This window comes from Acidovorax sp. FW305-C-20-28, from assembly GCF_058783375.1.
Map to the genome: position 1 here is coordinate 1 of NZ_JBYSYM010000008.1, position 19,878 is coordinate 19,878.

Genomic DNA, 19,878 nt, shown 5'->3' on the forward strand with positions numbered 1-19,878 from the left:
CGCTGTTTCTTTGCCTACTTTCTTTTTGCGCAAAAAGAAAGTAGGTGCGCCGCCGGGCGCACATCCCGGCCTCCGCCTTCAATCAAAGCACACCGCTAAAAGCAGTGGCAGATGCACCGCAGATCTTTCACCACAAACAGCAGTCAACCCGCCAGCGGCATCACCAACTGCGCCCGCAACCCACCTTCAGGCCGGTTGTGCAGACTCAGCCGACAGCCGTCACGCTCCGCCAGATCACGCGCAATGGCCAGCCCCAGCCCATAACCGGCAGTGCGCGCCGGCAGCTCGCCCGCCATGGCATGGGGGGATGCGGGCGCCTGCGAATCCTGCGATAGCCGCACCCAGGGCTCCAGGGCCTGCTCCAGCTGCGCCTCGGGAATACCGGGCCCCGAATCGTCGATGTGCAGCACCACGCCCTCGGGCAGGGCGTGCACGGTGAGGGTGGCGCCGCCGCCATGGCGCACGGCATTGCCCACCAGGTTGCCGATCACGCGGCGCAGCGCGGCCGTGCGGGCGCGCACGCGCACGGGCATGTCGCTGCCAGGTGGCAGCAGCTCCACCGGCTGGCCCTGGTCGGCCAGATCGTCCACCAGGGCCTGGAGCAAAGCCACCAGGTCGATGGAGCGGGCCTCGCTGCCCTCGTGCTGCTCGCGCAGCACCGCCAGGGTGTCGCCGATCATCTCGTCCATCTCGCGGATGTCGTTGATCGCGGCCTGCTGGGCAGGTCCCTCGGGCCACTGGGCCACACGCATGCGCAGCCGCGTGAGGGGGGTGCGCAGGTCGTGCGACACGGCGGCCATGTGCAGGCCGCGCGCGTCGAACTGCTCCTTGAGGCGCTGCGACATCTGGTTGAACACCTGGGCGGCGTTGCGCACTTCCGCAGTGCCCAGGGTCTCGTCGATCACGGGCGGCTTGCCGCCCTTGTCGATGTTCTGCGACAGCGCGCTGGCCGCATGGGACAGACGCAGCATGGGGCGCGACAGCCAGCGCGCGCCCAGGAAGGCTGCCACGCCGATCAGCACGAAGCGGATGCCATAGTCCATCCACAGCGAATTCATGGGCATGGGGCCGCCCACGCGCGGCGGGTTGCCCGCCGTGAAGGGATTGGGGCCCCGGCCTTCGCTGCCCGCAGCCGTACCGCCTGGCGGCTGCAGGGGCGGCGGTGGGGCCATGCGTTCACCGCCCATGGGCGGCGGACCGCCTGGGCCCATCCCTGGCCCTGGCCTGGGCGGTCCGCCCGGCACGCCGGCCCCGGTGATCGGGTTGCCGGGCGGCAGCGTGGCCAGGGGCGGCAGGCGCGACAGCGTGGTGGACAGGTCCTGCTGGTGGCGCAGCTTGGTGACCGTGAGGTAGGCCACCAGGTGGCTGCCCGCCAGCGCCACCCACATCAGGATGAACAGGCGCAGGAACAGCGTGTCCAGGCGGCGCCAGTTCCAGCGTCGGCCTGGGTGCGCAGGTTTCACCGCTGCACCTCGACGTCGAACAGATAGCCCTCTCCGCGCATGGTGCGTATCAGCGGTCGGTCGCGCTGGCCATCGCCGAGCTTGCCACGCAGCCGCGAGACGGCCAGGTCGATGCTGCGGTCGCTCACCACCACGCCCGGGGCACGCGAGAGGTCCAGCAGCCGGTCGCGGCTGAGCACCTTGCCGGCGTGGGCGGTGAAGGCTTCGAGCAAGCGGAACTCGGCGCTGGAGAGGGCCACCATGGTGCCGTCGGGCGAGACCAGTTCGCGCCGCAGCCGGTCGAAGGTCCAGCCCTCGAAGCGCACCTGGGGTGCATCGGCCTGCGGCGCAGGGGCGGCACCGCGCCGCAGCACGGCCTTGATGCGCGCCACCAGCTCGCGCGGCTCGAAGGGCTTGGCCAGGTAGTCGTCGGCCCCGAGCTCCAGCCCCAGCACGCGTGACATGGGGTCGCCCTGGGCGGTGAGCACGATCACCGGCAACTGGCCATGGTCGCGCCGCACCCACTGGCACAGGGACAGGCCGTCCTCGTCGGGCAGCATCAAATCGAGCAGCACCACGTCGAAGCCTTGGCGCGCCAGCGCGGCGCGCATGCCCCGGCCATCGCCCACGGCCTCGGTGGAAAAGCCGAAGTTGCCCAGGTAGTCGAGCAGCAGGGTGCGGATGGCGGGATCGTCATCCACCAGCAGGCAGCGGGTCATGCGGAGGTCTTTGGCAGTGGAGGGGCTGAAGTTAGCACAACAGCCCCGTCGGATTCAGGATGCCGCCTGGGGCGTGGCCACCCCCAGCAGCGCATGCAGGCGCGGGCTGGTGGTCGTGTACTGCAGCGCCACCTTGTCGCCGGTGAGGGCCTCGGCTGCGGCAAAGGCGGCCAGCGTGGCTTCGTGGAAGCCGCACAGGATGAGCTTGCGCTTGCCCGGGTAGGTGTTGATGTCGCCCACGGCGTAGATGCCGGGCACGCTGGTGCGGAAGCTGGCGGTGTCCACCACCAGTTGCTTGCGCTCGATGGCGATGCCCCAGTCGGCAATCGGGCCCAGGCGCGGGGAGATGCCCAGCGCGGCGATCAGGCAGTCGAGCGGCTCGTTGGCGGTCTGGCCTTCGGTGTCCACCACCTGCAACGCGGCCAGGCGCCCGGCCTCGGCCACCACACCGGTGATCTGGCCCACGATGACCTCGATGCGGCCCGCATCGCGCAGGGCCTGCAACTGCTGCAGTTGGTCGGCCGGTGCCTGGAAAGCATCACGCCGGTACAGCAGGCGGATGCTGGCCGGCGCCTCGGCCGCGGGCAGGGCTGCGAGCGCGATGGCATGCGCCACGGCGGCATCGTCGCCGCCGTGCACCACCACGCGCTGGCCGGCCACCGGGGTGCCGGCAGGCAGGTGCTGGTAGTGCACCTGCGTGCCCACCCAGGGTTCGATGCCCTCGACCTTGAGCGTGCGCGGCACAAAGGCGCCCACACCGGCGGCAATGAAGACCGTGCGCGCCAAAAGCGCCCGGCCCTGGCTGGTGGTCACGAGGATGCGGCCATCGTCCTGCAGCGCCACGGAGGCCACCAGGGTGCCTAGGTGCCAGTGTGGCTTGAACGGTGCGATCTGCTGCAGCAGCAAGGCTGCCAGCTCGCGCCCGCTGCACACGGGCACGCCAGGGATGTCGTAGATGGGCTTGTCGCCGTACAGCTCCACGCACTGGCCGCCGGCATGGGGCAGTGCGTCGATCACATGGGCGGTGATGCCCTGCAGGCCGAGCTGGAAGACCTGGAACAGGCCCACGGGGCCTGCGCCGATGACCACGGCATCCGTGGCGATGGGAGAGGAGGGCTGCGTGGGCGTGGACACCGGGGGCGAAGGTGCGATGTCGCTCAGCGGGCCAGCTCGTTGACCTTGCCAGGCTTGCCGTTCCACTCGTCGGCGTCGGGCAGGGCGGGCTTGCGCTTGGTGATGCTCTTCCAGCCGTCGGCAAAGGCCAGATCGGCGTTGATCTTGATGAAGGCGATCTGGTCGGCCGGCAGGTCTTCTTCGGCAAAGATGGCGTTGGCCGGGCACTCGGGGATGCAGACGGCGCAGTCGATGCACTCATCGGGATCGATGACGAGCATGTTCGGGCCTTCACGGAAGCAGTCGACGGGGCAGACGTCCACACAATCGGTGTACTTGCACTTGATGCAGTTTTCGGAAACGACGTGGGTCATGACGGGGCGTGTGTGGGTCGGTGAAAACCCTCGATTTTAGAAGCTTTCACCGGCCTTGGGTTGCGAGGACCAGGGGTCTTCAGGGGTGACCCATGGTTTTTGGAGAGGCAAATGCGCTCTGGTTGCGAATGCGGATCAATTAACCAGCACGGCACCGGCCGTTTTGTGGCTCGCTGTGTCCACCAGGATCAGCGAACCGAGCACGCGCGCCTGGGCGAAGGAGGCGGCGGGCAGGGGCTCCTGCAGCAGCAGCTCCACATGGCCGATGGCGTTGGGGTCGAGCTGCGTGGCAGCCTCCTCGGCCAGGGTATTGATGTCCAGGCGGTGCACCACGCGCTTGACCTTGGCCTTGACCCAGCGGTGGCCGTGCAGGGCCCAGTACACGCGGCCGGCGACCAGGGGTTCGTCGTCCATCCAGGCGACGGTGGTCAGCAGCTCGCGGCTGGCGGGCCAGGCGGGCACGGCGGCGGGCGTGTCGAAATCGTCGTCGGCGGCTGCCGCGGCCGCGGGGGCGGCCAGGATCCAGTCACCGCGCGAGACGTCCACCTCGCGGTCGAGGATGATGCCGGCGCTCTGGCCTGCGTCCACGCCCGTGGGGCGGCGCGCATGGTCCAGCACCTGGGCCACGGTGGCGATCTGCCCGCTCGGGAAGATCTGCACGGCCGTGCCGGGTGCCACGCTGCCTGCGGCCACGCGGCCCCAGAACACGCGGCGGCCCTGCGAGGTGTCTGACGAGGACGAGAATTTTTCGACCCACTGCACCGGGAAGGCCAGCGCCAGGCCCGTGTCGGCCGGCGTGTTGGGCAACTGCTCCAGCACGGCGAGCAAGGTGGGGCCGTTGTAGCCGCACCAACCGGCGTGGGCATCCACCACGTTCCAGCCCCTCAGGGCCGATACCGGCACCGTGGCGCGCACAGCGATGCCCGCGGCCTCGGCGAATTTGGCGAGGGCCGCGCTGATGTGGGCGAAGGCCAGGGCCGGGTCGGCCACGGCGTCGAGCTTGTTCACGGCGAACACCAGCGAGTGCACGCGCAGCAGATGGGCCAGCAGCGAGTGGCGGCGGGTCTGCGGCAGCAGCGCGAGGGCGGGGTTCTGCCAGTCGAGCTTGGTCGCATCGACCAGCACCACGGCGGCGTCGGCGCTGCTCGCGGCGGTGACCATGTTGCGCGTGTACTGCTCATGACCGGGCGCGTCGCCGATGATGAACTTGCGCTCTTCGGTGGCGAAATAGCGGTAGGCCACGTCGATGGTGATGCCCTGCTCGCGCTCGGCCGAGAGGCCGTCGGTCAGCAGGGCCAGGTCGGTCTCGCCCTGGCGCTGCACGCCGGCCAGGTGGTCCTGCAGCACGGCCTTGCTGTCCACCAGCAGGCGGCCGATCAGCGTGCTCTTGCCGTCATCGACGCTGCCGCAGGTGATGAACTTGAGGGCCGATGCGTGGTTGTTGCCCTGGGTGCCGGCGGCCGGTGTGCTTGCTTGTGCGGTGGTCATCAGAAATACCCGTCCTTCTTGCGCTTTTCCATCGAGGCATCGCTCGTCTTGTCGTCCATGCGGGTCGCACCGCGCTCGCTCACATCGGCGGCCAGGGTCTCGATGACGATCTCGCCCGGCGTGGCCGCCGTGCTTTCCACCGGTGCGGTGCAGGTGATGTCGCCCACGGTGCGAAAACGCACGTCGCGCGTCTGCACCGTCTCGCCTTCGCGCGGTGGGGTCAGCTCGGTCACGGGCATCAAGAGGCCCTTGCGGTCCACCACCTCGCGCTTGTGCGTGTAGTAGATGCTGGGCAGGCCGATCTGCTCGCGGTCGATGTACTGCCACACATCGAGTTCGGTCCAGTTGCTGATGGGGAACACGCGAAAGTGCTCGCCGGGCTGCAGCCGGGTGTTGAACAGGGTCCACAGCTCGGGGCGCTGGGCCTTGGGTTGCCATTGGCCGAAGCTGTCGCGGTGCGAGAAGATGCGCTCCTTGGCGCGGGCCTTCTCTTCGTCGCGGCGGGCGCCACCGATCAGCGCGTCGAAGCGGAACTCCTCGATGGCTTCGAGCAGCGTGACCGACTGGTGCACGTTGCGGCTCTCGCCCGGGTGGGCCAGGCGCACCGTGCCGCGCGCCATGGAATCTTCCACGCTGCGCACGATGAGCTCGGCGCCCAGCTCCTTGGCGCGGGAATCACGGAAGTCTGTGACCTCGGGGAAGTTGTGGCCCGTGTCGATCATGAGCAGCGGGTAGGGAATGCGGCCCGCGCCGAAGGCCTTCTCCGCGCACTTGAGCATCACCAGCGAATCCTTGCCGCCCGAAAACAGCAGGGTGGGGCGCTCGAAGGCAGCGGCCACCTCGCGCAGGATGAAGATGGTTTCCTCTTCCAGGGCGTCGAGGTGCGAATTGTTCAGGTGGTAGCTCATGTTCTTGTTCTGCAGCAGCGCGTCGTCGGTGCGGGCGTTCATGGTCGGTTCTGCGGTGGTTTCAATGCGCGATGTGCAGGCCGCACTCGCGGTTCTCTTCGCCCTTGGTGGGGTCCACGTAGTCGAAGTTGTTGGGCAGGCCGTGCTTCTGGCAGTACTCGTACAGCTCCTTGGACGACCAGTGCAGCAGCGGCGCCACCTTGATGAGGCCATCGGGGTTGATGCTCACCGGGTCCATCTGCGCGCGCACGGCGGTGTCGCTGGCGCGCAGCGCGGTGAACCAGACCTTGGGGGCCGTCTCGCGCAGGGCGCGGGCAAAGGGTTCGAGCTTCACTTCCTCGGTGAAGGCCGCGTGGCGCGGATCGTCCAGCCCCGGCGTGGCACCTTCCACGGCTTCGCGGTGCGCGCGCGAGCGGCGTGGCAGGTAGATCTTGAGGTTCAGGCCCAGCTGCTTCGTCACCTCGTCGGCAAAGCGGTAGGTGGCCTCGGTGTTATAGCCGTTGTCCATCCACACCACCGGCACATCGGGCTGCACGCGGCTGACCATGTGCAGGATCACGGCCTCGAAGGGGCGGAAGTTGGTGGTGACGATGGGGCTTTGGCCCAGGCCCAGGGCCCAGGTGACGAGGCCTTCGGCGTTGCGGCCGAGTTCGGCGTTGACGGATGCGAGATCGAATTGGCTCATGGTGTGTGGGGTGTGGCTGGGCCCGGGCCTGGCTTACGCTGCGGCCTTGTCGGCAAAGATCGGCTGGGGGTGGACCGCGTCACCCTGGTAGAAGCCGGAGAATCTCTCGAACTGGCGCTGGGCGTCGGCCGGGTCCACGCCATCGCGCAGCACGGCCGACGAGAAGCCCGTGCGCTGCATCTGCACCAGTTGGTCGATCAGCACGTCGCCCGTGGCGCGGATGTCGCCCGCAAAGCCGCGGCGGCGGCGCAGCAGAAAGGCCTGGCTGAAGGCGCGGCCATCGGTGAAGCTGGGGAAGTGCAGGTCCACACGCTCCACACCGTCGAGGGCGAGCTTGAGCGCATCGGCATCGTTGGCCAGCGCGACGGTGCGTGGGTCGCCTTCGGCCGGTGCCTGGTGGTCTTGGGATGCAAGAATCTTCATGGGGATATTTATCTCTTCTTGTCAGGCGGCAGCCACGGCCGCGTCTTCCTTGTGGCGGGCGGTTTTGGCGGCTTCCTTGAACGGGTCCAGGCCGGTGCGGCGCACGGTGCTCTGGAAGGTCTCGCCGCTTTCGCGCAGGTCGCGGTAGGTGCCGAGCACCGCCTCGATCACGTCGGGCACTTCGGCTGCCGAGAACGAGGGGCCGATCACTTTGCCGGCCACGGCCGGGCCTGAGAGCTCGGAGCCGTCCGAGCCGCCCAGCGTGACCTGGTACCACTCCTTGCCGTCCTTGTCCACGCCCAGGATGCCGATGTGGCCGCTGTGGTGGTGGCCGCAGCTGTTGATGCAGCCGCTGATGTGCAGGTCGATCTCGCCCAGGTCGTCGAGTTCGTCGAGGTCCTGGTAGCGCTGGGTGATGGCTTCAGCGATGGGCAGCGAGCGGGCGTTCGCCAGCGCGCAGAAGTCGCCGCCGGGGCAGGCGATCATGTCGGTGAGCAGTTGCACGTTGGCGCTGGCCAGGCCCAGGGCCTTGGCTTCCTGCCACAGCTCGAACAGGCGGCTGGCGTGCACCCAGGGCAGCAGCACGTTCTGGTCGTGCGTCACGCGGGCTTCGCCGGCGGAGTACTTGTCCACCAGATCGGCCAGGGCCACGAGCTGTTCGCTGGTGGCATCGCCGGGCGACTGGCCGGGGCGCTTGAACGACAGGGTCACGGCGCGCAGCTGCGCATTCTTGTGCGCGTGCACGTTGCGCTGCAGCCAGCGGCCGAAGGCCACGTGCTCGGTGGCCTGGGCCTTGAGCGCGGTGTCGAGTGCGGCCGGTTCCGCGTCGGCGATGTCGGCCAGAACGGGGGGCACGAAGCAGGCGGCCACGCGGTCGAACTCGGCCTGGGGCACGGTGTGGGGGCCACCGTCGATCTCCATGATCTGGCGGTACTCTTCTTCCACATCATCGATGTACTGCTGGCCTTCGGACTTGACCAGGATCTTGATGCGTGCCTTGTACTTGTTGTCGCGGCGGCCGTGCTCGTTGTACACGCGCACGATGGCCTCGATGTAGTTCATGATCTGGTTCCAGGGCAGGAACTCGCGGATCACGGTGCCCACCACCGGGGTGCGGCCCATGCCGCCGCCCACGAAGACCTTGAAGCCGATTTCGCCGGCTTCATTGCGGGCCATGTGCAGGCCCACGTCGTGCCAGCCAGTGGCGGCCCGGTCATCGGCGGCGCCGCTGATGGCGATCTTGAACTTGCGCGGCAGGAAGGCGAACTCGGGGTGCAGCGTGGTCCACTGGCGCAGGATCTCGGCGTAGGGGCGCGGGTCGATCAGCTCGTCCACGGCGATGCCGGCCAGGGCATCGGTGGTGGTGTTGCGGATGCAGTTTCCGCTGGTCTGGATGCCGTGCATGTCCACGCTGGCCAGCAGGTCCATCACGTCGGCACTTTTCGACAGCGGGATCCAGTTGAACTGCACATTGGTGCGCGTGGTGAAGTGCGCGCAGTTCTTGGGCAGGAAGGTGGTGCCCAGCAGGCCCTGGCCCTCCATGGCGGCCTTGAACACCGCCGCTTCGGGCTCGTCGTAGTCCCGTGCGATGGTGGCCAGCACGCGCAGTTGGCGGCTGGCGATCTCGCCGTAGGGCACGGCCACGCGCAGCATGGGCGCATAGCGCTGCACGTACCAGCCGTTCTGCAGGCGCAGCGGGCGGAAATCGTCCTCGGTCAGCTTGCCGGCCTGCCAGCGCTCGAGCTGGTCGCGGAACTGGTGCGAGCGCTGGTGGACGAACTGCTTGTCGAATTCTGTGTATTGGTACATCGTCGTGGGCTTAGATCAATATGAGTTTGGCGCCCGCCCAGGCCAGCAGGACGGACAGGGCAGAGCGGATCAGGCGCTCGGGCGTGCGGGTGACCAGGCGGGAGCCCAGCCAGATGCCCGGCAGCGAGCCAGCCAGCAATTGTGCAAGCAAACCCCAATCCACGGAGCCAAGAGAGGCATGGCCCAGGCCCGCCACCAGGGTGAGCGGCACGGCGTAGGCGATATCGGCGCCGATGATGCGCGGCAGCGGCAGCAGGGGGTAGACCAGCAGCAGCACGGTGACGCCGATGGCGCCGGCGCCGACCGAGGTGAAGGTGACCAGGGTGCCGATGACGGCGCCCAGCAGCACGGGCAGACTCCAGTGGCGCGGGCGCGTGGCCTGCTCGGCATTGGCCTGGCGCAGGGCCTGCTCGGCGGCCTGGCGCTGGCGCGAAAAGGCAATCACCTTGTACAGCGTGGCAGCCGCCGTGAGCAGCAGGGCAAAGCCCAGCGTGGTGGTCATGATGCGCTGGGCCTGGGCGCTGGCCGGCCCCAGTTCCTTGAGCGCCCACAGTGCCAGGATGGCCGCCGGGATGCTGCCCGCGCACAGCTGGCCCACCACGCGCCAGGGCACCAGGCGCTGGCGTGCCATGCTCACGGTGCCGCCCATCTTGGTGAAGGCGGCGAACAGCAGGTCGGTGCCGATGGCCAGGTGCGGCTTGATGCCGAAGAAGAAGATCAGCACCGGCGTCATCAGCGAGCCGCCACCCACACCGGTCAGGCCGACGATGAGGCCGACCGCAAACCCCGCAAAGACAAACGCCAGATCGTGCATGGCAGGGAATGTAAGAGTGCTCCTTATGAAAGCAAACTATTGTTTTGTCCTGCCCTTATGCGGATAAGCTTATGCGCCAATGTGGGCGCGGGTTTTCTCTGGGCTTGATGGGGGTTCCGCGAATGTTGCAAGTTGCTTACACCTTGGCAAGGCGCTCGGCCCCCAGGGCCCTGGCGAGCTTGGCATCGAGTGGCAGAGGCTCCCCCTGCAGCCGTGCCGCGAGCAACTCGCCGCACAGCACCGACAGGGTCAGCCCGCGCGCGCCCATGGCCGTGCAGGCCCACAGGCCGGGCAGGGCCGCCGCATCGACTGGGCCCACCACGGGCAGCCGGTCGTGCAGGGTGCAGCGCACGGCGGCCCAGGTGCGCAGGTGGCCGGCCGGGGCCGCAAAGGCTGCCTGCAGGCGTTCAGCAGCAGGCGGCAGCAGGCCCTGCATCTTGGCGAAGTTGGCGGTGTGGGCCTCCTGCTGCTCGGCGGGCGTCGGGGGCAGGGCGGTCAGGCCGCGCTCGAAGGTCGACCCCATGATCCAGGCGCGCGGGGTGTCGCCGTCGCCGGACAGAGGAAAGTCGGGCACCAGGTTGCCATTTCCGTTGAGTGGGAAGGGGGCCAGCGGGGCTTCGCCCGCGGCATAGGTGCCCACCGAGACCTGCCCGCGCAGGGCCTGCAGCGGCCAGTGGTTGTCCAGCAGTGTGCGGCTGTCGGCCCCTGCGGCGATCACCACCACCGGGGCCTCGGCCAGCACCCGGCAGGTGGCATCCAGCGCCTGCCAGGGGCCGTCGGCTCCCTCCTTGCGCTGCAGGCGGGACACGTGGCTGCCTCCTTGCCAGGTGATGCCGGGCTGGGCCAGCAATTGGCCCACCAGGCGCGCGGGGCGCAGCCAGCCCGCATGGGGGTGCCAGTTGGCAGGGGTGCCCGCGGGCAGTTGCGCCTGTGCCAGGGTGGCGTCGCTGGCCGGCTGGCTCCAGTCGGCGCCCGCGCCCTCGGCCCAGCTTGCCGGCAGGGCCTTGTTGCGCGCCTTGTCGGCGGCATGCCGTTCCAGCACGCCGGTCTGGCCGAAATCCAGCCCCTCGCGCAGCAACGCGCGGGCCTGGGCCAGGGTGGCACGCACGCCGCTGCGCGACAGGCGCGAGAGCAGGCTGTCGTCGGGCGAGACATGGGGCGCGAACACGCCGGCGGGCAGGCCCGATGCGCCAGCGGCCGGCACTTCGGCGTGGTCCAGCAGCTGTACGCGCCAGCCGCGCCGCGCCAGGCTGGCGGCCGTGGCCGCGCCGGCCACGCCACCGCCGATCACGATGCAGTCCCCGGGAAGCCGGGGTGGCGGCTCCGCATGCGCCTGCGCCGCGGTGCGTGGCTCCCAGTGCGGGTTGTAGGTGGCGTGCAGGTTGTCGCGCTTGGGCGGCACACCGGGCGCACGCGTGACCTCGAAGCCGCACTGGGCCAGCGCATCGCGCACGGCGCGCGCAATGGTCCAGGTGGCCAGGCGCGTGCCGCGCCGGCAGCAGCGCGCCACGGCTTTCAGGGTGTGGCTGTCCCAGATCCCGGGGTTGCGCTGGGGACTGAAACCATCGAGGTAGATGGAATCCGCCGTGGGCAGCTGCTGGCGCAGCATGGCCTGGGTGTCGCCCACATACAGGGTGAGCAGCACCCGCCCGCCCTCGAAGCTGAGCCGATGGACACCGGGCAGCAGGCCCCACCACTGGGCATGCAGTTCCCGCGCCAGCGGCGCCAGATCGGGGTGGACGGTGGTGGCGCGCAGCAGGTCCCCGGCCCCCACGGGCCAGGCCTCGGTGGAGACGAAGTGCAGCAGCGTGCAGCGCGCGGGATCGGCACGCCAGGAGGCCCAGGTCACCAGGAAGTTCAGGCCGAAGCCGAACCCGGTTTCCAGGATGCGCCATTGCGTTTGCCCGGCCCATGCCGCAGGCAGACCGCAGCCGTGCAGGAAGACCTGGCGGGCCTGCGTGAGGCCGCCGTTTTCACTGTGGTAGCGGTCGCCGAAGCGGGGGCTGTAGGGGGTGCCGTCCGGCAGCCATTCGACAGGCTCGGACATGAAGGACGGGGGCGCTGTTTATGGGCTGGGGGGCACGTAGCCCGCAGCCGCATCGGCGCCGCCGCCGAAGAAGTGGTTTTCCATCTGGCGTGCCAGGTACTGGCGGGCGCGGGCGTCTGCCAGGTTCAGGCGGTTCTCATTGACCAGCATGGTCTGGTGCTTGAGCCAGCCGGCCCAGGCCTCCTTGCTCACGCTTTCCCAGATGCGCTTGCCCAACTCGCCTGGATAGGGGGGGAAATCCAGGCCTTCGGCTTCCTTGCCGAGCTTGATGCATTGAACGGTACGTGCCATGGGGGATTTCCTTGTGCTCAGATAGTTTCGGTATAAAGAACTGAAATCTTAGTTGTTTCAGTTTTGATGGAGGCCTTCCAGAATGCGGTCCATCGGTGCTTGGCACCCATCCGCATCCCATCAAAGAGGCTCTCCATGAATTTTCGCCGCGACTTTATCAAGTTTCCTGCCGCCGCCGCTCTGGTGGGCAGCTTGGCCCTGACGGCATTGCCGTCGTTTGCCCAGTCCGTGACCCTGCTCAACGTCTCGTACGACCCCACCCGCGAGCTGTATGTGGACTTCAACCAGGCCTTTGCCAAGTACTGGAAAGGCAAGACCGGCCAGGACGTGACGATCAAGCAGTCGCATGGCGGCTCGGGCAAGCAGGCACGCTCCATCATCGACGGGCTCGATGCCGATGTGGCCACCCTGGCCCTGGCCGGCGACACCGACGCGCTGAACGCCAATGGCGGCTGGATCCCCAAGGACTGGCAAAAGCGCCTGCCGCACAACAGCTCGCCCTACACATCGACCATCGTGCTGGTGGTGCGCCAGGGCAACCCCAAGGGCATCAAGGACTGGGACGACCTCATCAAGCCCGGTATCAGCGTGATCACGCCCAACCCCAAGACCTCGGGCGGCGCACGCTGGAACTACCTGGCCGCCTGGGAGTTCGCCAAGCGCAAGCTGGGCGGCGATGCCAAGGCCAAGGACTTCGTGGCCAAGCTCTATGGCAACGTGCCCGTGCTGGACACCGGTGCGCGCGGCTCCACCATCACCTTCGCCCAGCGCAACCAGGGTGACGTGCTGATCGCCTGGGAGAACGAGGCCTACCTGCTGGAAAAGGAATTCGGCACCAAGTTCGACGTGATCGCGCCGTCGCTCTCCATCCTGGCCGAGCCCGCCGTGACCGTGGTGGACAAGAACGTGGACAAGAAGGGCACCCGTGCCATCGCCGAGGAATACCTCAAGTACCTGTACACCGAAGAGGGCCAGGACATCGCCGGCAAGCACTTCTACCGCCCCGCCGTGTCCGAGAAGGCCAAGGCCAAGTACGCCAAGCAGTTTCCCAAGCTGAACCTGTTCACCATCAACGACGCCTTTGGCGGCTGGGACAAGGCGGCCAAGGACCACTTCGCCGACAACGCCAGCTTCGACCAGATCTACACCAAAAAGTAACTTCACCCCGAGGCGGCCCCCGGGTCGCCTCACCGCCTCCCCCTCAAGGGGCGCCACCCGTGGCCCGGCAAAGCCGGATCCACGGTGGCGCTTGCAGAGCTACGCCCTTACGAATTGCCTGACCCTATGTCCGCCCTTCTCATTGCCGGCAGTCCGTCGGAACGCTCACGCTCCGCAGCGTTGCTGGACGCCGTGGCCCAGCGCCTGTCGGGCCGTGGCGCGCTGGTGGACCGCATCCACATCCGCGACCTGTCGCCAGAGGCCCTGCTGCTGGCCGACTTTGCCCACCCCACGGTGGTGGGCGCCATCGATCAGGTGGCCCAGGCCCGGGTGCTGGTAGTGGCCACCCCGGTCTACAAGGCCGCCTACAGCGGCGTGCTCAAGGTCTTTCTGGACCTGCTGCCGCAGACCGCGCTCAAGGGCAAGACCGTGCTGCCCCTGGCCACCGGCGGCAGCCCGCACCACATGCTGGCGCTGGACTATGCGCTGCGGCCCGTGCTGCAGTCGCTCGGCGCCAAGAGCATCCTGCCCGGCATCTATGCCACCGACGCCCAGGTGGCCCTCACGCCCGAAGGCGCCTACGACCTGCATGCCGACATCGCCGCGCGCCTGGACGATGCCGTGAACGTGCTCATCACCGAGAACCTGCGCCCCCCTGCGGCCCAGGCCGGCCGCTTCGCGCCGGTGCACTTCTCGCAGGTGCGATGTAGCGTCTGACGCAAAAGGGGCTGCCAGCGCCTTTCAGGTGACTGGTGGCGTCCGCCTCCTTCCTCTCCGTTTCCTTCCTGTTTTCGGGCCGCTGACCGCCATTGCGGGCAGGCCGGGCCGCTGCATGCCCAGACATTGCTGAAAGACACATCGCCATGACACAAGCTTCCATCCTTTCTTCGCGCCGCCGCCAGGTGGTCCTCTCCAGCCTGGCAGCCGCCGCTTTTGCCGCCGCGGGCGGCCAGGCCCTGGCCCAGTCTTCGGGCCGCGTGCTGCGCATCGGCCACCAAAAGGGCTGGCTCTCCATCCTCAAGGGCCGGGGCACGCTCGAAAAACGCCTGGCCCCGCTGGGCGTGAAGGTCAGCTGGACCGAGTTCAACGCTGGTCCGGTGCAGCTCGAAGCCCTGAACGTAGGCTCCATCGACTTCGGTGATGTGGGCGAGGCCCCACCCATCTTTGCCCAGGCTGCCGGCGCCCCGCTGGTGTATGCCGGCGCCACGGTGCCGCGCCCGGCGCTGGAGGCGGTGATCGTGCCCAAGGATTCCGCCATCCGCAGCGTGGCGGACCTCAAGGGCAAGCGTGTGGCCTACAACAAGGGCTCCAACGTGCAGTATTTCCTGGTCAAGCTGCTGGAGAAGAACGGCCTGAAGTACGGCGACGTGCAGTCCATCTTCCTGGCGCCCGCGGACGCGCGCGCCGCCTTCGAGAAGGGGGCGGTCGATGCCTGGATCATCTGGGACCCCTTCCTCGCCGCCGCGCAGAAGACGCTGGATGCGCGCCTGCTGGTCGATGCCACGGGCATCGTCAACAACCGCGCCTACTACTTCACCTCGCGCGACTACGCCACGCGCAATGCCGATGTGCTGCGCATCGCCATCGAAGAAGTCAACGCCATCGACACCTGGGCGTCGAAGAACCAGTCGGCGGCAGCGGCCGAGCTGACCACGGTGCTGGGCCTGGACCGCAGCATCACCGAGCTGTACCTGAGCCGTGCGAAGTTCGGCACGGCCCCGGTGACGCGCGAGATCATCGCCGAGCAGCAGTCGATTGCCGACACCTTCTTCGAGCTCAAGCTCATCCCCAAGAAGCTCAACCTGCTGCACGCCGCGCCCGTGGACCTCAGCGCATCCTGATCCCCGGGAGCCTGTATGCACACCCCCATGCCTTTCCCCCTGCACGCGCAACTGCGCCGCGTGCTGTGCGTGACGGCCGGCGCCTGGGGCCTGCCCACCCGGCCGCGCTGCGCGGGTGTGGGCGCTCCCCGGTTCGGCTTCGCCATCTCCTACTGAAGCAATAACAAAGAGGTTTCCCATGCAGATCTTCTGGTTCATCCCGACCCACGGCGACAGCCGTTACCTGGGCACCTCCAAGGGCGCGCGCCAGCTCACGCACGACTACCTGCAGCAGGTGGCCGTGGCGGCCGACAGCCTGGGCTACGAAGGCGTGCTCATCCCCACGGGCCGCTCCTGCGAGGACCCTTGGGTCATCGCGTCGAGCCTGATCGCTGTGACCAAAAAGCTCAAGTTCCTGGTCGCCGTGCGCCCCGGCCTGCACCAGCCCGCACTGGCGGCGCGCATGGCAGCCACCTTCGACCGGTTGTCGGGCGGGCGTCTGCTCATCAACCTGGTGACCGGCGGCGACCAGAGCGAGTTGGAGGGGGACGGCGTGTTCCTGGACCACGCCACGCGCTATGAGCAGTCGGCCGAGTTCATCCGCATCTGGCGCGAGATCATGGCGCGCAGCCACACGGGAGAGACCTATGACTTCGAGGGCCGGCACCTCACGGTGAAGGGCGCCAAGCTGCTGTTCCCGCCCGTGCAGCAGCCGCATCCGCCGGTGTACTTCGGCGGCTCGTCCGAAGCCGCGCACGACCTGGCGGCCGAGCAGGTGGAGACCTACCTGACCTGGGGCGAACCCCCGGCCGAGGTGGCCAAGAAGGTGGCTGACGTGCGGGCACGGGCGGCCAAGCAGGGCCGCACGGTGAAATTCGGCATCCGTCTGCACGTCATCGTGCGCGAGACCGATGCACAGGCCTGGGCTGCGGCCGAGGAACTCATCAGCCACGTGGACGATGCCACCGTGGTGCGCGCCCAGGCGGTGTTCGCGCGCATGGACTCCGAAGGCCAGCGGCGCATGGCGCGCCTGCATGCCGGCGGTGCCAAGCGTTCGCGCGCTGACCTGGAGATCAGCCCCAACCTGTGGGCCGGCGTGGGCCTGGTGCGCGGCGGCGCGGGCACGGCATTGGTGGGCGACCCCGAGACCGTGGCTGCGCGCATCACCGAATACGCGGCCCTGGGGCTCGATACCTTCGTGCTCTCGGGCTACCCGCACCTGGAGGAGTCCTACCGCTTTGCCGAACTCGTCTTCCCGTTGCTGCCGCTCGGTGTGCGCGAAAAGCTCTCGGGCGGCAATCCGCTCGGCCCCTTCGGCGAGGCCGTGGCCAACGAGCTGCCCCCGCGTGCCTCGCAGAGCTGAACACAGAGGACACGCCATGGCCATCCATTCCATCAACCACGTGCAACTGGCCTTTCCGGCCGGGGCCGAGGAACCCATCCGCAACTTCTACAGCAGCCTGCTGGGCCTGCCCGAGGTGCGCGTGGCCGCCGGCAATGCACTGCACTTCGCCGCAGGCGCGCAGCGCATCGACCTGGTGCCCACCGACCATTGGCAGGGCGCGCCCTCGGTATCGCACCTGGCGCTGGAGGTGCAGGACCTGCCCGCACTGCGCGGGCGCCTGCTGCAGGCGCAGCTGCCGCTGGTGGAGAACCGGGCGCTGCCCGGCTACCTGCGCTTTTACGTGAAGGACCCGGCGGGCAACCAGCTGGAATTTCTGGAACCCGATACCGAACGACAGGAGTTCGCATGAACACCACCACCCGAGAGCTGCAGGCGTCGCCTGTGGCCGATTCCATCGACGCGGCCAGCCTCGCGCCGCTGGCCTCCTCGCCCGCGCTGCGCTTTGCCAAGGGCGTGCTGCTGCGCCTCGTTCCCTGGGCCGTGCCCGTCACGCTGATCGTGGTGTGGCAGATCGCCTCCTCGCTCGGCTGGCTGTCCACCCGCGTGCTGCCCGCGCCGCTGGAGGTGGTCAAGGCCGCGTGGACGTTGACAGCGTCGGGCGAACTCTGGACCCACGTCAAGGTCAGCGCCGGCCGGGCCCTCGCGGGCCTGGCCATCGGCGGCGGCCTGGGCCTGGTGCTGGGGCTGCTCACCGGCTCGGTGCGCGTGTTCGAGACCCTGCTCGATTCCACCATCCAGATGGTGCGCAACATCCCGGCGCTGGCGCTGATTCCGCTGGTGATCCTGTGGTTCGGCATCGACGAGTCGGCCAAGCTGTTCCTGATCAGCGTGTCGGTGTTCTTCCCGATCTACCTGAACACCTTCCACGGCATCCGCAACGTGGACCCCGGGCTGATCGAGATGGGGCGCACCTACGGCCTGTCGCGCTGGCAGCTGTACCGCCAGATCATCCTGCCAGGCGCGCTGTCGAGCATCCTGGTGGGCCTGCGCTTCTCGCTGGGCCTGATGTGGGTGATCCTGATCGTGGCCGAGACCATCTCGGCGCAGGCGGGCATTGGCTACCTGACCATGAATGCGCGCGAATTCCTGCAGACCGACATCGTGCTCGTGGGCATCTTGCTGTACGCGCTGCTGGGCAAGCTGGCCGACGTGTTCGCCAAGACGCTGGAGCGCTACTGGCTGCGCTGGCATCCAGGCTACCAAAGCGCGTGAACCCCACCGACCGTATTCCAAGATTCCAAGGACCCCGCATGCCTGCATCTCCCACCATTCTTTCCCGGCGCACCGCGCTGGCGCTGCTGGCCGCCACGGCCAGCGGCCTGGCCGGCGCGCAAAGCGGCGGCAAGCCCGATACCGTGCGCATCGGCTACCAGAAGTCGTCCACCCTCATCGTGGTGCTCAAGACCCAGGGCACGCTCGAAAAGCTGCTCGCCCCGCTGGGCACCAAGGTCACCTGGCACGAATTCACCAGCGGCCTGCCGCTGCTCGAAGCCCTGAACCTGGGCAATGTGGACGTGAGCGCCGACGTGGCCGACACCGTACCCGTGTTCGCCCAGGCGGCCGGTGCCAACCTGACCTTTGTGGCGCAGGAGGCGCCGTCGCCCTCGGCCCAGGCCATCGTAGTGCGCGCCGATTCGCCGCTCAAGACCGTGGCCGACCTCAAGGGCAAGAAGATCGGCTTTGCCAAGGCCGCTGGCGCCCACTACCTCTTGATCGCCGCGCTGGAGAAGGCCGGCCTGTCGTTCAAGGACATCGAGCCCGCCTACCTGAGCCCGGCCGACGGCCGCGCTGCCTTCGAGCGCGGCGCCATCGACGCCTGGGTGGTGTGGGACCCCTTCCTCGCCGCCGTGCAGCGCCAGTCCAGCGTGCGCGTACTGGCCGATGGCCGCGATGTGGCCTCGTACCAGCGTTACTACCTGGCCGCCACGCCCTATGCCCAGGCCCGTGCCGACGTGCTGCGCGTGCTCTTCGCCGAGCTGCAGAAGGCCGGCGCCTGGGTCAAGGCCCAGCCCAAGGATGCGGCTGCGCTGCTGGCACCTGTGTGGGGGCTCGATGCCGCCACCGTGGAGCAGGCCAACAGCCGGCGCAGCTACGAGGTGCGTGCGGTGGTGCCGGGCTCGCTCGCCGAGCAGCAGCGCATCGCCGATGCCTTCCTGTCCGAGAAACTGCTGCCCCGGCGCGTGAACACGCTGGACGTGGCCCTGTTCAAGCCCGGAGCCTGACGCCATGGCACAGAATCCTCCTTCAACCGCCCAGGGTGCCAGCGGCGTGCGCCTGGAAGTGCGCAGCGTGGACAAGCGCTACGGCGCACGCGAGGTGCTCAAGAAGACCGAGCTCGTGATCGAGCCCGGCCAGTTCGTGGCCATCGTGGGCCGCAGCGGCTGCGGCAAGAGCACCTTGCTGCGCCTGGTGGCGGGGCTCGAATCCGTCTCGGGCGGCGCCATCCGCATCGATGGCCAGGCCGTGGACGGCCTGAGCCAGGACACGCGCATCATGTTCCAGGACTCGCGCCTCTTGCCCTGGAAGCGCGTGGCCGAGAACGTGGCCCTGGGCCTGCCGGCCGAGCGGCGCGGCGCCGCGGCCGACGTGCTGGCGCGCGTGGGCCTGGGCGACCGGCTGGGCGAGTGGCCGGCGCGCCTGTCGGGCGGCCAGCGCCAGCGCGTGGCCCTGGCGCGCGCCCTGGTGCACAACCCGCGCCTCCTGCTGCTGGACGAACCCCTGGGCGCGCTCGATGCGCTCACCCGCATCGAGATGCACCGCCTCATCGAGGGCCTGTGGCGCGCCAGCGGCTTCACCGCGTTGCTGGTGACCCATGACGTGCAGGAGGCCGTGGCCCTGGCCGACCGCGTGATCCTGATCGAGGACGGCCAGATCGCGCTCGACCAGCTGATCGACCTGCCGCGCCCGCGCTCGCATGGCGACGCGGCCTTTGCCGCCATCGAAAAGCGCATCCTCGACCGGGTCTTGCAAAAACCCGATGCCGAGCCCAGCGCCAACGACGCGCAGTGGCCCGGCGTGCCAGCGCATGGCCTGCGCTGGGCCGTCTGACAGTCTTCCCTTCTTTTTACCCACCCCTTCATTCCGTTTCCGGACTTTTCAAGGAGAAAACCATGTCCATCCAAGCTATCAACGTGCGCAACCAGTTCAAGGGCAAGGTGCGCGAGATCATCCGCGGCGACGTCGTCTCCGAGGTCGATGTCGAAACCCCCTGGGGCATCGTCACTTCCGTCATCACCACGCGTTCGGTGGACGACCTCGGCCTGGTTGTGGGCTCCGACGTGGTCGCGCTGGTCAAGTCGACCGAAGTGTCCATCGCCAAGCTGTGATGCGGCGGGCCCCGGGCCCACCGATGCCAGGCCCTGCATTGCAGGGCCTTTGTCGT

At 68.5% G+C, this 19,878-nt stretch carries 21 protein-coding genes and 2 pseudogenes; 10 read left to right on the forward strand and 13 right to left on the reverse strand.

Annotated elements, in window-relative coordinates; genetic code table 11:
• Positions 1-143: 143 nt before the first annotated feature.
• From AC3WOH_RS11295 to AC3WOH_RS11350, 12 genes are all read right to left on the reverse strand, one after another.
• On the reverse strand, positions 144-1,463 hold the full coding sequence (locus AC3WOH_RS11295) for an ATP-binding protein (RefSeq protein WP_492229432.1): 1,320 nt from the start codon (positions 1,461-1,463) through the stop codon (positions 144-146).
• The gene (locus AC3WOH_RS11300) at positions 1,460-2,161 is read right to left on the reverse strand and encodes a response regulator transcription factor (protein WP_492229433.1); all 702 of its coding nucleotides are present in this window, start codon (positions 2,159-2,161) and stop codon (positions 1,460-1,462) included. The genes AC3WOH_RS11295 and AC3WOH_RS11300 overlap by 4 nt, the downstream gene beginning before the upstream one ends.
• Positions 2,162-2,215: 54 nt before the next feature.
• Positions 2,216-3,295 carry an NAD(P)/FAD-dependent oxidoreductase gene (locus AC3WOH_RS11305; RefSeq protein WP_492229434.1) on the reverse strand — a complete coding sequence of 360 codons (1,080 nt, stop codon included), beginning with the start codon at positions 3,293-3,295 and terminating at the stop codon, positions 2,216-2,218.
• Between the two features lie 23 nt (positions 3,296-3,318).
• The gene (gene fdxA, locus AC3WOH_RS11310) at positions 3,319-3,648 is read right to left on the reverse strand and encodes a ferredoxin FdxA (protein ID WP_184860800.1); all 330 of its coding nucleotides are present in this window, start codon (positions 3,646-3,648) and stop codon (positions 3,319-3,321) included.
• A 135-nt stretch (positions 3,649-3,783) separates the two neighbouring features.
• Complete coding sequence (locus AC3WOH_RS11315) at positions 3,784-5,136, reverse strand: sulfate adenylyltransferase subunit 1 (RefSeq protein WP_492229435.1); 1,353 nt, start codon at positions 5,134-5,136, stop codon at positions 3,784-3,786.
• On the reverse strand, positions 5,136-6,086 hold the full coding sequence (gene cysD, locus AC3WOH_RS11320; protein ID WP_492229436.1) for a sulfate adenylyltransferase subunit CysD: 951 nt from the start codon (positions 6,084-6,086) through the stop codon (positions 5,136-5,138). The genes AC3WOH_RS11315 and cysD overlap by 1 nt, the downstream gene beginning before the upstream one ends.
• Positions 6,087-6,105: 19 nt before the next feature.
• Entirely contained in the window at positions 6,106-6,729 is a 624-nt protein-coding gene (locus AC3WOH_RS11325) for a phosphoadenosine phosphosulfate reductase domain-containing protein (protein WP_492229437.1), read from the reverse strand.
• Between the two features lie 33 nt (positions 6,730-6,762).
• Positions 6,763-7,152: a DUF934 domain-containing protein gene (locus AC3WOH_RS11330; protein WP_492229438.1), complete on the reverse strand. Its 390-nt coding sequence runs from the start codon at positions 7,150-7,152 to the stop codon at positions 6,763-6,765.
• Between the two features lie 21 nt (positions 7,153-7,173).
• Positions 7,174-8,961, reverse strand: a complete 1,788-nt coding sequence (locus tag AC3WOH_RS11335; RefSeq protein ID WP_492229439.1) for a nitrite/sulfite reductase — start codon at positions 8,959-8,961, stop codon at positions 7,174-7,176.
• Between the two features lie 10 nt (positions 8,962-8,971).
• Positions 8,972-9,775: a sulfite exporter TauE/SafE family protein gene (locus AC3WOH_RS11340; RefSeq protein ID WP_492229440.1), complete on the reverse strand. Its 804-nt coding sequence runs from the start codon at positions 9,773-9,775 to the stop codon at positions 8,972-8,974.
• A 136-nt stretch (positions 9,776-9,911) separates the two neighbouring features.
• A complete protein-coding gene (mnmC, locus tag AC3WOH_RS11345) occupies positions 9,912-11,822 on the reverse strand; it encodes a bifunctional tRNA (5-methylaminomethyl-2-thiouridine)(34)-methyltransferase MnmC2/FAD-dependent 5-carboxymethylaminomethyl-2-thiouridine(34) oxidoreductase MnmC1 (RefSeq protein ID WP_492229441.1) in 1,911 nt (636 codons plus the stop codon).
• An 18-nt stretch (positions 11,823-11,840) separates the two neighbouring features.
• The gene (locus AC3WOH_RS11350) at positions 11,841-12,113 is read right to left on the reverse strand and encodes an oxidative damage protection protein (protein ID WP_007857110.1); all 273 of its coding nucleotides are present in this window, start codon (positions 12,111-12,113) and stop codon (positions 11,841-11,843) included.
• 135 nt (positions 12,114-12,248) lie between these two features.
• Between AC3WOH_RS11350 and AC3WOH_RS11355 the strand changes: the two genes are divergently transcribed.
• From AC3WOH_RS11355 to AC3WOH_RS11395, 9 genes and pseudogenes are all read left to right on the forward strand, one after another.
• A complete protein-coding gene (locus AC3WOH_RS11355) occupies positions 12,249-13,271 on the forward strand; it encodes a sulfate ABC transporter substrate-binding protein (RefSeq protein WP_492229442.1) in 1,023 nt (340 codons plus the stop codon).
• A 126-nt stretch (positions 13,272-13,397) separates the two neighbouring features.
• A complete protein-coding gene (ssuE, locus tag AC3WOH_RS11360; protein WP_492229443.1) occupies positions 13,398-13,988 on the forward strand; it encodes an NADPH-dependent FMN reductase in 591 nt (196 codons plus the stop codon).
• Between the two features lie 146 nt (positions 13,989-14,134).
• The gene (locus tag AC3WOH_RS11365; protein ID WP_492229444.1) at positions 14,135-15,112 is read left to right on the forward strand and encodes a sulfonate ABC transporter substrate-binding protein; all 978 of its coding nucleotides are present in this window, start codon (positions 14,135-14,137) and stop codon (positions 15,110-15,112) included.
• 27 nt (positions 15,113-15,139) lie between these two features.
• Positions 15,140-15,268 carry a hypothetical protein gene (locus tag AC3WOH_RS11370; protein WP_260420321.1) on the forward strand — a complete coding sequence of 43 codons (129 nt, stop codon included), beginning with the start codon at positions 15,140-15,142 and terminating at the stop codon, positions 15,266-15,268.
• Positions 15,269-15,290: 22 nt separating this feature from the next.
• The gene (ssuD, locus tag AC3WOH_RS11375; RefSeq protein ID WP_492229445.1) at positions 15,291-16,454 is read left to right on the forward strand and encodes an FMNH2-dependent alkanesulfonate monooxygenase; all 1,164 of its coding nucleotides are present in this window, start codon (positions 15,291-15,293) and stop codon (positions 16,452-16,454) included.
• A gap of 16 nt (positions 16,455-16,470) precedes the next feature.
• Complete coding sequence (locus AC3WOH_RS11380) at positions 16,471-16,845, forward strand: VOC family protein (protein WP_492229446.1); 375 nt, start codon at positions 16,471-16,473, stop codon at positions 16,843-16,845.
• The gene (gene ssuC, locus AC3WOH_RS11385) at positions 16,842-17,708 is read left to right on the forward strand and encodes an aliphatic sulfonate ABC transporter permease SsuC (RefSeq protein WP_492229447.1); all 867 of its coding nucleotides are present in this window, start codon (positions 16,842-16,844) and stop codon (positions 17,706-17,708) included. Before AC3WOH_RS11380 ends, ssuC begins: the two co-directional genes overlap by 4 nt.
• A gap of 38 nt (positions 17,709-17,746) precedes the next feature.
• Complete coding sequence (locus AC3WOH_RS11390; RefSeq protein WP_492229448.1) at positions 17,747-18,718, forward strand: aliphatic sulfonate ABC transporter substrate-binding protein; 972 nt, start codon at positions 17,747-17,749, stop codon at positions 18,716-18,718.
• Positions 18,719-18,722: 4 nt separating this feature from the next.
• Positions 18,723-19,205 (forward strand): annotated as a pseudogene (locus AC3WOH_RS11395) (ABC transporter ATP-binding protein); the annotation flags it as partial.
• Here the strand turns inward: AC3WOH_RS11395 and AC3WOH_RS11400 are convergent.
• Positions 19,194-19,523: pseudogene (locus AC3WOH_RS11400) on the reverse strand (hypothetical protein); the annotation flags it as partial. The pseudogenes AC3WOH_RS11395 and AC3WOH_RS11400 sit on opposite strands and share 12 nt — an antisense overlap.
• Positions 19,524-19,606: 83 nt before the next feature.
• On the opposite strand from AC3WOH_RS11400, the gene AC3WOH_RS11405 reads away from it, so the two are divergent.
• Entirely contained in the window at positions 19,607-19,822 is a 216-nt protein-coding gene (locus tag AC3WOH_RS11405) for a TOBE domain-containing protein (protein WP_015013774.1), read from the forward strand.
• The last annotated feature ends 56 nt before the right edge of the window (positions 19,823-19,878 follow it).